The following is a 13310-nucleotide window of genomic DNA, read 5'->3' as shown; positions in this document are numbered from 1 at the left end:
CTTTATTTAATGACGCTCGCTTCTACAAGTGCCTCATGAAGCGGAGCGCGATATTGTTCTGCAAGTGGTGTTAATGGAAGGCGAATACCTGTACCAATTAAGCCCATATCATGGAGAGCCCATTTCACAGGAATTGGGTTTGATTCGCAAAATAGAATATTGTGTAAATTTGCAACCTGAGCATTCATCTCTTCAGCACCTGCCGCATCTCCTGCAATGGCAGCAGCACATACTTCACTCATGACTTTAGGTGCAACGTTAGCAGTCACGGAAATATTGCCTTTGGCACCATGACCCATTAACTCATAGGCAGTTGCATCATCACCTGAGTAAACAGTCATGTTTTTGCCTGTCAGACCTTCAATCAGGGCAGCACCACGGGCTACATCACCTGTTGCATCTTTAATGCCCACGATCTGTGGGATATCTGCCAGACGGATCACGGTTTCGTTGGCCATATCTACGCCAGTACGACCTGGAACGTTATAAAGAATTTGAGGTAGGTCAACCGCTTCAGCAATCGCTTTATAATGCTGGTATAGACCTTCCTGAGTCGGTTTGTTGTAGTAAGGAGTAACCAGCAGGGCAGCATCAGCGCCAAGTTCTTTGGCTTCCTGAGTCAGCTCGATTGCTTCACGAGTCGAGTTTGCGCCTGTACCGGCAATGATAGGAATACGTTTGTTGGCAACACGAATGATTTCTTTGATCACTTGAGTGTGCTCGCTCATGCTGAGCGTTGATGCTTCACCAGTAGTACCAACCGCGACGATACTGTTAGTGCCTTCTGCAATATGCCACTCAACCAGCTTCTCGAGACCCTTCCAATCTACGCTGCCATCTTCAAACATGGGGGTGACGATTGCGACAATGGAACCCTGAATGGTCTGTGCTTGCTGAGTCATTTTAAAAAACTATCCTATTTGTCCATCCGAAGAGAATGAGAAAACATATTTGGGATGGGTTTGTATTTTGATTTGTAGCAAATTCAATAGATTTGCACTGAATTGAATATTGCTTATGCAAATTATGACTGATCAAACGCATAAGAACAATATGCTTTAGTAAAAGCCACTGAATTCTTTATACAAAGCCTCCAGGCAACAATCAAGTTTTAATCGTTATGATTTTTTGCTGTCCAAATCATCCTTTATCCTCCAGCAGTATGAAAGCTAATGAATTCATTTTTTCAGTAAAAAATACACATAATAAGTCACTTAAGTGAATTAGATAGATTTAGAAAACATTCTTTTATGGCGTTTTAGGGGAGTATTAATATTTATATTCGATGAATTAAGAGCTAAAATATATCGAATAATAAATCTCATTTATGATGAATAAAAAGCAAAAATGCCTGAACTAATCTTTTTTCGTATTGGTGATCGGCCCCGAATTTTTCTCACTGTTGAATTTCCGGGTTTGATGTATAAGTCTAAATCCAAAAATACTGGGATTTTAATACTCCTCATTAATTGCTTTTTTGACTTTATCGAACAGCATCTTAAAGTCATTAATTTTCTGGATTTTTCAGTATATCCGAGCCAATTGTTCAACTTATTGGTAGTTAATTCTATTTAGCGGCTCATAGATGATGGCCTCTCTTTTGAACGCTGATTGAACAAGAATATTCCAATGGAAAAATCAGACAATAAGCACGCGATCATCACGGTAGGGATCTGCTTTCTGATCGCTGTGATTGAAGGCTTGGATATTCAGGCTGCCGGGATTGCCGCTGCTGGTATTCGTGAGCACTTTGGTCTTGATAGCTCACAATTGGGAGTGTTTTTTAGTGCAGGGCTTCTGGGCCTATTGCCTGGTGCACTGGTCGGTGGTCGATTTGCGGACCGTATTGGCCGTAAGAAAGTATTAATCTGGTCAACCGCAATTTTTGCACTATTTACCTTATGTACCGTGTGGGTGAACAGTTTCCACAGTTTGCTGGCAGTTCGTTTTCTGGCGGGTGCGGGTCTTGGCGGTGCAATGTCGATCTTAATCACGCTAGCTTCTGAAGCCGTGGCTCCTCAAAACCGTGGACGTGCCGTGGGTCTGATGTACTGCGGTATGCCAGTGGGTGCTGTAATCTTGTCCTTAATCGCAGCAACTGAATTCGGTGCAAACTGGAAAAATGTTTTTTACTTGGGTGGTTTATTGCCCATCATTGTGATTCCTCTGATGATGGTGTGTCTGCCTGAATCTAAAGAATACATAAAGGCACAAAACAAGACAGCCGCAGAACGTGCAGCATCTCCTCAGGGTTCATTCAAGGATTTGTTTAACTCTGACAACCTGCTTCGTACGCTTTGCATCTGGGTGAGCTACTTCTTCACCCTGATGGTGGTGTACATCATGTTGAGCTGGTTGCCTTCACTCTTTATGGAGCTGGGCTTCACCCGTAAAGATGGTTCAACTGCACAGTTCTATTTCATGGTGACTGCAACGATTGGTACCGTGATTCTGGGTATGCTGACGGATCGCCTGAAAAAAGCGTATGTCATTCTGTTGATGTATGGCGGTATCCTGGCAGGTCTATTGGCACTCAACGGTGCAAGCTAACTTGAGCAAATGTACATGGCAGCAGCACTGGCAGGTGCCTTCGTGATTGGTTGTCAGGGCGTACTCTATGCCTTCGGCAGTATTGTTTACCCAACTGAAGTACGTGGTACAGGTGTAGGTGTTGCTTCTGCAGTTGGTCGTATCGGTGCCATGCTTGGCCCTGCAATTGCAGGTCAGCTACTGATAGCAGGCTTCGGTGCAGCAGGGGTAATCTCGGCAGCGATTCCATGTATCGTAATCTCTGCGGTATGTATGCTATTCCTGGTCAGCCGTACCAAAGTTTAAAAATAAAAAAATGAATATCCGAAAAGCCTGCACTGATGCAGGCTTTTTATTTTCTAATATCAGTTCCGCTTAAGACAAATTCTTTCTATATTTTGCAGAGCAATAGCTTTTACAGTTAACTCATCATGAGTTTTATCAGAATGCAGAGTCATTCTATTTTTACCTAAAGGACTAAAAATTTTCTTTAGTTTTAAGCTATGCTTGGATGCAAACTCAGATTTCAAGGGATGAAAATGATGCAGAATGCGGCGCTGATTGTGGTGGATGTACAAAAAGGATTTACCCCGGGTGGAAATCTGGCTGTTACTAATGCCGATCAGATTATTCCGAATATCAACCGATTGGGGCAGTACTTTCATAATATTGTGCTGACTCAGGATTGGCATCCGGCAGAGCATATTTCCTTTGCAGACAATCATCCTGCCCAAGCAGCCTACGACACGATTCAGCTGGATTATGGTTCTCAAGTCCTCTGGCCGAGTCATTGTGTACAAGGAACAGAGGATGCTGAATTCCATCCGGAGCTGAACCTTCCACAAGCCCAAATGATTATCCGTAAAGGCTTTCATCAAAATATCGACAGTTACTCCGCCTTTATGGAAGCTGATCAAAAAACCAGTACCGGTCTGGCCGGCTATTTACGTGAGCGTGGTATTGATACCGTGTTTATCGTAGGCATTGCGACTGATTTCTGTGTGGCCTGGACTGCGATGGATGCGTGTAAACTCGGCTTTAAGGCCTATGTCATTGCGGATGCTACCAAAGGCATAGATCTGAATGGTTCGCTACAACATGCCTGGCAGGACATGCTGGCACAGGGCGTAAAACGGATTTATCTGAAAGATATTATTAATGCTGCCTAAGCGCTGACTTAAGGCGATTAGGGCCATTTGCCATTATGCAATGGTTGGTTTACTTTGAGGCATCCACAGATGCCTTGATTTCTTTTTCATGACACTTGGATTTCCCCATGTCAGCACTTCTTCAATTTAGCCAGTTTGTCCAAAAGACCTTTGCTCTGTGGGTCATTCTATTTTCAGCCATTGCTCTGATGCTGCCGGATCTTTTCGTCTGGTTACGTGCATACATTCCCTGGATGTTGGGTCTGATCATGTTTGGCATGGGTATGACCATGACACCAGGGGATTTTAAAAGTATCTTGCAAAGTCCTAAGGCCGTCGCGATTGGGGTCGTGGCTCAGTTTATGGTGATGCCAGGGTTAGCCTTTTTGCTCTGTCAGCTATTCCAGCTTCCTGCTGAAATCGCGATTGGTGTAATTCTGGTGGGCTGCTGTCCAGGTGGCACGGCATCCAATGTGATTACCTATATGGCCAAGGGCAATACAGCCCTTTCTGTAGCGTGTACTTCGGTATCAACTTTATTGGCACCGCTTTTGACTCCGGCAATTTTTTATCTGCTGGCCAGCCAATGGATTGAAATTAATGCCTTGTCCATGCTGATTTCGATTCTGCAAGTGGTGCTTTTTCCAATCATTTTAGGTTTGATTATCCGCGCCCTTCTAAAAACCAGGGTAGAAGGCTATATCCAGGTAATGCCAGTAATTTCGGTGATTGCCATTGTCGCAATTGTGGCGGCAATTATTGCCGGCAGCAAAACCCAGATTCTGGAATCTGGTTTAATGATTTTAGGGCTTGTGGCTTTACACAATGGAATGGGCTATTTACTGGGTTATTGGGCCAGTCGTATATTTCACTTGGCAGAAATTGACTGTCGTGCAGTATCCATTGAAGTGGGGATGCAGAATTCTGGTCTGGGTGTGGCCTTGGCTGCGACCCATTTTGCCGCGTCTCCCATTACTGCGGTTCCAAGTGCCATTTTCAGCCTATGGCATAATATTTCAGGACCTGCTTTAGCCACTTATTGGGCTGCCAGACAAACTGAAAAAACGGACACTTAATTGCAGTTTGATGACGGTGCCCAACGAGCCATAGCATGATTTTTTATACGGTGAAAAATTAAAATATTAATTTATATGGATTTATCGAGCTTTGTAACATAAGTGTCATGAAGTCTGCCTAAGATCGCCCCTCAATGATGTGAAACAACAGACTGTAATCAGCAGCATTGAGAGGGCATGGAACAATTTCAGCATTCGTCAGCGACCTATTTTAATCGGGAACTTTCCTTATTTGAATTTCAGCGTCGTGTCTTGGCACAAGCACTCGATCCGAATTTACCGATTTTAGAGCGCTTAAACTTCCTGATTATTTTTTCCCGTAACCTGGATGAGTTTTTTGAAATCAGGATTGCCGGGCTGATGAAACAGCAAGATCTGAATGCGACTACCCGGACGCCTGATGCTGTACCCACCGAGCTGATTCTACAAGAACTGTCCCAGTCCATTCATGCCACAGTGAACAAACAGTATGAGGTTCTGAATCATGCAATTTTGCCTGAACTCCAGGCGCAGGGGATTCAGTTTCTTCAATACCAGGATCTTCTGGAAAAACATAAGGCCTGGATTGCAGCCTTTTTTGCCAAAGAAGTGCAACCGGTACTGACCCCGATCAGTCTGGATCCTTCACATCCTTTTCCACGTTTGGTGAATAAAAGTCTGAACTTTATTATCAGCTTGGAAGGTAAAGATGCCTTTGGCCGTGAAATCGAGATGGCAATTGTGCCGGCACCACGTTCCTTACCCTGCCTGATTAAAATTCCGGAAGATGTCACCGGAAACAATACCACCCAGATCTTTCTGACTGCGATCATCCAGCAGCATATCAGTGATTTGTTTCCCGGCATGAAAGCGACCGGATGTTATGCCTTTCGGGTTACCCGCAATGCCGATCTGGTATTGTCGGAAGATGTCGATGATCTGGCGGTGGCTTTAAAAGATGAACTGTGTTCGCGCCGCTTTGGTCGTGCAGTACGTCTGGAAATTGAAAATGACTCTCCACAGAACATCATCGACTATTTGCTGGATGAATTTGATCTGACGGAACAGGAGCTGTACCGGATTGATGGACCGATCAATTTGTCCCGCCTGAGTACCAGCTTTGAGCGTCCGGAATTAAAGTATCCGCATTTTAGTCCGGTCATTCCGAAAATTTTCCGTAAACAGAAAAGTATTTTTGAAATTTTAAAGGCACAGGATGTGCTGCTGCATCATCCTTTTGATTCATTCCAGCCGGTGATTACTTTACTGCGCGAAGCGGCCAAGGACCCGGCGGTGCTGGCGATCAAGCAGACGCTATATCGCAGTGGTCCGGATTCGGAAATTGTTCAGGTGCTGGCAGAAGCCGCACGGAATGGCAAGGAAGTCACGGCCGTGATTGAATTGCGGGCGCGTTTCGATGAAGAATCCAATATTATGGTGGCCAATATCCTGCAAGAAGCCGGGGCAGTGGTGGTCTATGGCATCGTCGGTTATAAGACCCATGCCAAAATGATTCTGATCGTCCGGCGTGAAAATCAGGAACTACTGCGTTATGCGCATCTAGGTACCGGAAACTATCATGCCGGGAATGCCCGTATGTATACCGATTACGGCCTGATGACCACACAGCCGGATATCTGTGAAGATGTGCACCGCATGTTCCAGGAACTGACCGGCATGGGCAAAATGGCCAAACTGAAAGCCTTGCTGCATGCACCGTTTACCCTGCATAGCGAACTGCTGAAACTGATTGAGCAGGAAAAGGCATTTGCCCTAGCTGGAAAAGCCGCGCATATCATCATCAAAGTGAATGCGTTGACTGAACCGCAATTGATTGCTGCCCTCTATCAGGCGTCACAGGCCGGGGTGAAAATTGACCTCATTGTGCGTTCAATCTGCTGCCTGATTCCACAAGTCACCGGCATGTCAGAAAATATCCAGGTCCGTTCAATCGTTGGACGTTTCCTGGAACATACCCGGGTTTATTATTTTGAACATGGCGGCGCCAAGAAACTGTATTGTGCCAGTGCCGACTGGATGGGGCGCAACCTGTTTTCCAGGGTCGAAACCTGTTTCCCGGTGCTGGATCCAGAGCTGAAAAAACGGATTTATAAAGATGGCCTGATCAGCTATTTAAAAGATTGTCAAAATGCATGGGAGTTAGATGCCGAGGGTCAGTGGCATAAAGTCCCCTGTCAGGATCCGGCCCAGCCTTATAATGCCCAGCAATATCTGCTGGAACAAAAACAGTTAAAAATTTAAAGGGTAGTCCAAGACACGCTGGCGTATTTGTTTTGTACCCATCAAAAAGCCGGATATTGGATCCGGCTTTTTTTAATTGCAACATTCAGGGACATTTATGAGGCTTTGGATTGTTTGGATTTTAGAATTTCGGTTCTAAAAGTCTGTGCCAGCTCGGCGCTTTCAGCATCCATCCCATTCACCACAAAAGCATGACGGGTCAGGACATTGGTCGGATTGGGCATGCTGACCAGCTCAAAGTGGTCCGCGATTTGTTTCAACAGGGCATTAGGAACATGCAGTGCACTTTCCTTAGCGACCAGTTGCTGAACCAGACGTTCTGCGGCTTGAACTGAATTAAGCTGCATTTCTTCAACAGCTGAAGAAATCGCACTACGTGTCTGCAGGACAAAACGTTTTTCTTCACGATAACGCTTATACAGGACTTCCGAAAGTAACTGGAATACTGAACTGATCATGGTCAGACAGACGAGGGCATCTGGCTTGTCTGCCGCAATACTGATACTGGCACCTTTTTCATCAAACTTGTGCACGGTACAAATATCCGTGCTGTTCAGTTTGTAGTGCTGGATGCACAGTTCAGTGGCTTTGTTCAGGAAAATCTGGCACAAATTGAAATAAGGAACCGATACCGTTTTATTCACACTATCCAGCAACTGTTTTGGATCATAGAACTGAATGTTCAAGCTCAGGCTATCGGTATCCAGTACCACCGGTTTGCTGTCTTTTTCTTTCGGTTTGTTTTTCAGAGCTTGCTGTGCCTGGGCAATGGCGAGGGCGGCATTATGCTTTTCCTGTTCCAATGCCTGAGTCAAAGTCTGAATCTCGAATTTCAGTCGCGATTCATTATTGATACGTGCCAGATACTCGGTACGGCTTGGACGCGCTACCGCACGATAACCGACCCAAAGCAGACCATGAATAATAAAAGAAAACAGAATGGCAAGCCATTGAGTCCGCAGAATTTCACCAATACTTGGCTCAATCAGGGTGATTTCAATCACACCGACTTTTTTCTCGTTTTGTAGGGCATCACGGACAAAAACTTCCCCATTACGGGTCTTGGTCAGCCCACCAGTGGCTAAAACCTGACCATTCGCATCCAGGATGCGAATTGAAGCAACGCTTGGGTTAGTCGCATAACGGTTGGCCAGAAGTGCCAGAGAAACGCGGTTCGCCGGTTCAAGCTCCGCCAGGCTGTCTGTGACCAGTTGGCTCGTCATGAGCTGTCCCTGGTTGACACGGTTATCATTCAGTTGGTGAGTCGTTGCCAATACCAGTAAAAAGGTATGCAGAGCAAAACTTACAATCAGTAGGCTAGCAAATAGCCCTTGTCTAGGCGCATTCAACGTAAACTTCCAAGGCAATTCTGTTCAATTTCGATTATGATTCTAACAATAGTTGTAGCTCAGACCCGAGTCAATTCATGCGAGAAATCATTCTTATATCATTCTTAGGACCCGACCAGCCTAATCAATTTACACGATTAATGCAGGTTTTGTCCGCTCATTCCTTACAGATTCTAGATGTGGGGCAAGCGGTCATTCATAATCAACTGACCTTAGGTATTGTTGTATCGTCTGATGACCAAACTGCAACAGCATTAGCCATGAAGGAAATCCTGATTCTAGCACATGATATCGGGTTAACAGTGCGCTTTAAACCAATCTCTGCTGCTGAATATGAACAGTGGGTAAGAGAGGGCGGCCGCACGCGTTATATCGTAACGGCATTGGCCCCGGAATTAAATGCCTCTCATCTGCAAGCCGTGACCCAGATTGTGTCGAGTCAGGGCTTCAATATTGAAACCGTGACCCGTCTTTCTGGCCGTCCTGAGCTGGATGGTTCCAATACTGGCCCTAAACGTGCCTGTGTACAGTTTGGTCTGAAAGGCCAGATGCTGGATGCAGCAGCCATGCGTGCAGCCTGCTTAAGCCTGTCGAATAACCTGAATGTCGATGTGGCAGTACAAGAAGATAATGCTTACCGCCGTAATCGCCGTCTGGTCTGCTTTGACATGGACTCGACCCTGATCGAGCAGGAAGTGATTGATGAGCTGGCGATCGAAGCAGGTGTGGGTATTCAAGTCTCTGAAATTACTGAACGCGCGATGCAGGGCGAGCTGGACTTCCAGCAAAGTTTCCGTGCTCGTGTTGCTTTATTAAAAGGCATGGATGCATCGGTATTGCCAAAAATTGCAGAACGTCTGACCGTGACTGAAGGTGCAGAACGTCTGATTTCAACCCTGAAAGCACTGGGTTACCGTACTGCGATTCTGTCTGGCGGATTCCAGTATTTTGCAGAATATCTGCAAGCCAAACTAGGAATTGATGAAGTTCATGCCAACATTCTGGATGTGCAGAATGGCGTGGTGACAGGCGAAGTCAAAGGTCATATTGTGGATGGCGCACGCAAGGCTTTATTGCTCCGTGAAATTGCCGACAATATGGGAATTTCTCTGGAGCAGACCATCGCTGTGGGTGATGGTGCCAATGACCTACCAATGCTTTCAATTGCGGGTCTAGGGGTGGCTTTCCGTGCCAAACCTTTGGTTCGTCAGAATGCCAATCAGGCCATTTCCAGTGTGGGGCTGGATGGCGTGCTCTACCTGCTCGGTGTACATGATAAAGATCTGAGCCGCGCGTAATACATAGCTTTGCGGTAAAATCCAACGCGGCCTTAGGGTCGCGTTTTTTTATATTTTTAGCTTAACTTTTATCGAGGGACGGCGCAGCTTGTCTATAAATACCCCGATCATCTTAAACGGAAAATATTTTTTTTAAGTCGATGAAAGGGCATATGATTTTGTAATGACACGCCAACATCGACGCAGCAATTGATCCACAAATACTGTGAAAATAAAAAATGTAATGACAAAATAATATCGCGACAGAGTATGTCGTAACGGGAGAAAACAGGACTTTTTTTATGCAAAAAACTCAGCATAATGCATGCATAGAGATACAAATCAACACATTCCATTTTATTGATTTAACGAAATTCAATAGGTAGTACGGTTGCAATATCAAGCATACACACTATCCTTTTGGATGGAGGGGTTTATATGGTAACAGCGAATCTAGCAACTCTCGTAGGCTTTAGTTTAGTCGCCGCGGCTGTGCTTGCTGTTTTCTTCTCGCCTTATCGTCGCTGGTTAAGTTTTATGGCTGCGGGAATGCTGGCCTGGGGCCTGATCGAAGTGATTCGAGTAGGTACTCAAGCCTTGTTTGAGCTCCCGATGACATATAGCTATCTGACAGCTTTAACGGCCGTGATGGTCGTAGTGACCTTACTGTTATTGCGTGAAGATCGACGTGCAGAGCGTGCTTTGGCTAAACGCCGTTATATCGAACATACACCAGTGTATGAAGATGACCAGCAGCAGCTATCGAGCCGTTAAGTTCTCTAATATCAGCGAAATAATGCACCTGCGGGTGCATTTTTCGTTTAGAAATATGATACAAAGTCCTGCATCTGCCTAGCTTTGATCTATGCTAGGATATTTGTCAATTTTCGTACAATTAGAATAGGCATAATTCCATGAAACTGTCCTCCATTCCTGTGCTCAAACTTCCTCTGGTTGACCTCAGTACCGATCCACTTGATTTGCTGGTCGCAGGTCTTGCATTACGTATGAAGCAGTTAGCACGCACCAGTCCGAAATTTATTGAATTGGTACATGAACGCCAGTTCCGTATCCAGATCGGAACAGATGAGGGAATGGCACGTCAGATCGTTGTGAATAATGGTCATATCGATACCGTTTCAGGTGATGCAGAGAAAGCTGATTTTGTGCTGCAATTTGCTGATAGTGAACAGGGTGTAAAAACGTTACTTAAAGGTGATCCGACTGCATTCATGACCGGTATGCAAAGTGGCACGATTAAAATGGAAGGTGATTTTGGTCTGCTAGTCTGGTTTAACCAGGTTGCGAAAATGATTCCGCCTAAACTGCCAAAACCGGTCAAAGATAAAGTGAAAATGGCACGTCAGTTTATTAAAGAGAAAACTGGTAAATAACTCCTAATTCCCCTGCTTTAATTAAAGGAGGGGTTAGGGGAGGATTATCATATAAAAGCCCTCATTTAGAGGGCTTTTTTTCATTCTGAAACAATGACGGTTTATTCAACTTCCAGATTAAACGTTACCGGTCCATCATTGACCAGATGCACTTTCATATCAGCTGCAAAAATACCGGTTTGTACATTTTTGAACTGGCTCTGCGCATATTCAACCAGCTGTTCATACAAGGCCTTGGCATCGCTTGGCGGCATGGCTGGGCCAAAATCCGGACGTAAGCCTTTTTGGGTTTGCGCCATTAAAGTAAATTGGGACACCAGCAGTAAACCGCCATTGGCTTGACTGACATTCCAGCCCATCTTGCCTTGCTCATCATCAAAGAAGCGATATTTCAATATCTTATCAATCAGCTTTTTGCCTTTTTCCAGATTATCTTCTTTACCTAAGCCCAGAAAAACCAGAATACCTTTGCCAATTTCTCCGGTGGTTTCACCATCGACCACGACTTGGGCTTCCAGTACCCGTTGTAATAATGCACGCATAATCAATTTCAGTCAGATTTAAAAATGCCGCCATTGTAGCAAGATCAGACTCCTCTATTATTAAATTAATGTCTAAAAAACGGGCTTAATTTATTGATTACCATTGATAATATTTTAAACTATCTAAAAACACGATCGTAATAATAAAAATTATCTGTTTTATCTATTTTTTACTCTCAAGTATCTTAGCTGCATGCAGGAAAGGTATTAAATTGAGAGATTTAGAAATGTTTAAGCGTTCATTACTTGTTGCAATACTTGCAACGGTGACAGCTGTCCAAGCTGCGCCATTAACCAAAGATAACGGGGCACCAGTTGGCGACAACCAGAACTCGATCACTGCGGGTCCACAAGGTCCAACTTTGCTGCAAGATGTACAACTGGTTCAAAAACTGCAACGTTTTGGTCGTGAGCGTATTCCTGAACGTGTGGTTCACGCACGTGGTACAGGGGCCTATGGTGAATTCGTTACGACGAAAGATCTGTCTGATTTAACAATTGCTTCTTTATTCAAGGTCGGTACCAAAACTCCAGTTTTTGTGCGCATGTCTACCGTCATTCATGGCAAAGGTTCACCAGAAACTCTACGTGACCCGCACGGTTTCGCCATCAAATTCTATACTCAGGAAGGTAACTGGGACTTGGTCGGTAACCAGACGCCAGTCTTCTTTATCCGTGATGCGATTAAATTCCCGGATTTCATCCACGCGATGAAACCAAGCCCGGTCACAAATGTACAAGATGCCAACCGTGTGTTTGACTTCTTGTCTAGCCAGCCTTGGGCAACCAACATGCTGACTTATGTTTATGGCAAGCAAGGTGTCCCAACCAGCTACCGCGAACAGGACGGTTTCGGTGTACATGCCTACAAACTGTATAACGACAAAGGCGAATACAAGTACGTAAAATTCAACTTCCGCTCTAAACAGGGTGTGAAGGGCCTGAACGTCAAAGAAGCGGCTGTTCAACAAGGTAAAGATTTCAACCACTTGACCAACGATCTTTATAACAACATCTATGCAGGTAATTTCCCGAAATGGGATCTATATATTCAGGTGCTTGATCCTAAAGATCTGAACAGCTTTGATTTCGATCCGCTAGATCCAACCAAAATCTGGCCAACCAATCTGGTTCCAGAAGTAAAAGTCGGTACATTGACGCTGAACCGTATGCCGAAGAACTTCTTCAATGAAACTGAACAGGCTGCATTTGCACCAGGTAATCTGGTACCAGGTATCGAACCATCTGAAGACCGTTTGCTTCAAGGCCGTATCTTCTCTTATTCAGATACACAAATGTACCGTCTAGGTGTGAACCATCAGCAAATTCCGGTCAACCGTCCTGTGGTGAATGTGAACAACAACAACCAGGAAGGTCACATGAATGTGTCTGAACGTGACTCTGATGTGAACTACGAGCCAAGCCGTAAAGAGCCTAAACCGGCGACTGAAAAAGCGCGTGCAGTTGAAACTCCATTGACTGGTCATGTTCAGCAGATCGGTACCAAAGAGCAAAACTTCAAGCAAGCCGGTGAACTTTACCGCTCTTATACTGCCAAAGAGAAAGATGACCTGATCATGAACCTGGCGGCTGACCTGGGCAATGTCAAAGATTCAGAAACCAAGCACATTATGTTGTCTTACTTCTATAAGGCAGATGCGGACTACGGTATGCGTATGACCAAAGCTGTAAATGGCGACATCGCCATCGTTAAGGCCAAAGCTGCAAAATTAAAAGACTAATTCCGATTGGTC

Annotated in this window: 10 protein-coding genes and 1 pseudogene; 8 read left to right on the top strand and 3 right to left on the bottom strand. The window is 44.9% G+C overall.

From position 1 onward, the window contains the following. Positions 1-2 precede the first annotated feature (2 nt). Positions 3-902, bottom strand: a complete 900-nt coding sequence (dapA, locus tag C3F22_RS14070) for a 4-hydroxy-tetrahydrodipicolinate synthase (protein ID WP_005232794.1) — start codon at positions 900-902, stop codon at positions 3-5. 727 nt (positions 903-1629) lie between these two features. On the opposite strand from dapA, the pseudogene mhpT reads away from it, so the two are divergent. The 4 genes and pseudogenes from mhpT to ppk1 all read left to right on the top strand — a co-directional run bounded on the left by mhpT (position 1630) and on the right by ppk1 (position 6994). Beyond that, positions 1630-2835 (top strand): annotated as a pseudogene (mhpT, locus tag C3F22_RS14065) (3-(3-hydroxy-phenyl)propionate transporter MhpT). A gap of 233 nt (positions 2836-3068) precedes the next feature. Next, a complete protein-coding gene (gene pncA, locus C3F22_RS14060) occupies positions 3069-3698 on the top strand; it encodes a bifunctional nicotinamidase/pyrazinamidase (RefSeq protein ID WP_104426760.1) in 630 nt (209 codons plus the stop codon). A 107-nt stretch (positions 3699-3805) separates the two neighbouring features. Continuing rightward, entirely contained in the window at positions 3806-4753 is a 948-nt protein-coding gene (locus tag C3F22_RS14055; RefSeq protein ID WP_104426759.1) for a bile acid:sodium symporter family protein, read from the top strand. A 177-nt stretch (positions 4754-4930) separates the two neighbouring features. Next, on the top strand, positions 4931-6994 hold the full coding sequence (gene ppk1, locus C3F22_RS14050) for a polyphosphate kinase 1 (protein ID WP_005232769.1): 2064 nt from the start codon (positions 4931-4933) through the stop codon (positions 6992-6994). A gap of 95 nt (positions 6995-7089) precedes the next feature. Here the strand turns inward: ppk1 and C3F22_RS14045 are convergent, their stop codons facing one another. Continuing rightward, the gene (locus tag C3F22_RS14045) at positions 7090-8343 is read right to left on the bottom strand and encodes a hypothetical protein (RefSeq protein WP_004781411.1); all 1254 of its coding nucleotides are present in this window, start codon (positions 8341-8343) and stop codon (positions 7090-7092) included. A gap of 77 nt (positions 8344-8420) precedes the next feature. Here C3F22_RS14045 and serB point away from each other — a divergent pair, with 77 nt between their 5' ends. The 3 genes from serB to C3F22_RS14030 all read left to right on the top strand — a co-directional run bounded on the left by serB (position 8421) and on the right by C3F22_RS14030 (position 11014). Continuing rightward, on the top strand, positions 8421-9641 hold the full coding sequence (gene serB, locus C3F22_RS14040) for a phosphoserine phosphatase SerB (RefSeq protein WP_004781413.1): 1221 nt from the start codon (positions 8421-8423) through the stop codon (positions 9639-9641). Positions 9642-10058: 417 nt separating this feature from the next. Beyond that, positions 10059-10394 carry a ciprofloxacin tolerance protein AciT gene (gene aciT / locus C3F22_RS14035; RefSeq protein ID WP_034703185.1) on the top strand — a complete coding sequence of 112 codons (336 nt, stop codon included), beginning with the start codon at positions 10059-10061 and terminating at the stop codon, positions 10392-10394. Positions 10395-10534: 140 nt separating this feature from the next. After that, positions 10535-11014, top strand: coding sequence for an SCP2 sterol-binding domain-containing protein (locus tag C3F22_RS14030; RefSeq protein WP_004781417.1), 480 nt, complete (start codon positions 10535-10537; stop codon positions 11012-11014). A gap of 101 nt (positions 11015-11115) precedes the next feature. Here the strand turns inward: C3F22_RS14030 and dtd are convergent, their stop codons facing one another. Continuing rightward, the gene (gene dtd, locus C3F22_RS14025; RefSeq protein ID WP_104426758.1) at positions 11116-11556 is read right to left on the bottom strand and encodes a D-aminoacyl-tRNA deacylase; all 441 of its coding nucleotides are present in this window, start codon (positions 11554-11556) and stop codon (positions 11116-11118) included. A gap of 227 nt (positions 11557-11783) precedes the next feature. On the opposite strand from dtd, the gene C3F22_RS14020 reads away from it, so the two are divergent. After that, the gene (locus C3F22_RS14020) at positions 11784-13298 is read left to right on the top strand and encodes a catalase (RefSeq protein WP_104426757.1); all 1515 of its coding nucleotides are present in this window, start codon (positions 11784-11786) and stop codon (positions 13296-13298) included. Positions 13299-13310 lie beyond the last annotated feature (12 nt).

The organism is Acinetobacter sp. ACNIH1, from assembly GCF_002934695.1.
Classification (GTDB): domain Bacteria; phylum Pseudomonadota; class Gammaproteobacteria; order Pseudomonadales; family Moraxellaceae; genus Acinetobacter; species Acinetobacter variabilis.
The sequence above is the reverse complement of the archived record's forward strand: the minus strand, read 5'-3'. Positions and strand labels throughout refer to the sequence as shown.

Bases quoted from the DNA above. Each gene is read 5' to 3' on its own strand.
- ppk1 (WP_005232769.1), top strand. From the start codon at position 4,931: ATGGAACAATTTCAGCATTCGTCAGCGACCTATTTTAATCGGGAACTT.
- C3F22_RS14030 (WP_004781417.1), top strand. From the start codon at position 10,535: ATGAAACTGTCCTCCATTCCTGTGCTCAAACTTCCTCTGGTTGACCTC.
- dtd (WP_104426758.1), bottom strand. From the start codon at position 11,556: ATGCGTGCATTATTACAACGGGTACTGGAAGCCCAAGTCGTGGTCGAT.
- C3F22_RS14020 (WP_104426757.1), top strand. From the start codon at position 11,784: ATGTTTAAGCGTTCATTACTTGTTGCAATACTTGCAACGGTGACAGCT.
- pncA (WP_104426760.1), top strand. From the start codon at position 3,069: ATGATGCAGAATGCGGCGCTGATTGTGGTGGATGTACAAAAAGGATTT.
- aciT (WP_034703185.1), top strand. From the start codon at position 10,059: ATGGTAACAGCGAATCTAGCAACTCTCGTAGGCTTTAGTTTAGTCGCC.
- C3F22_RS14055 (WP_104426759.1), top strand. From the start codon at position 3,806: ATGTCAGCACTTCTTCAATTTAGCCAGTTTGTCCAAAAGACCTTTGCT.
- serB (WP_004781413.1), top strand. From the start codon at position 8,421: ATGCGAGAAATCATTCTTATATCATTCTTAGGACCCGACCAGCCTAAT.
- dapA (WP_005232794.1), bottom strand. From the start codon at position 902: ATGACTCAGCAAGCACAGACCATTCAGGGTTCCATTGTCGCAATCGTC.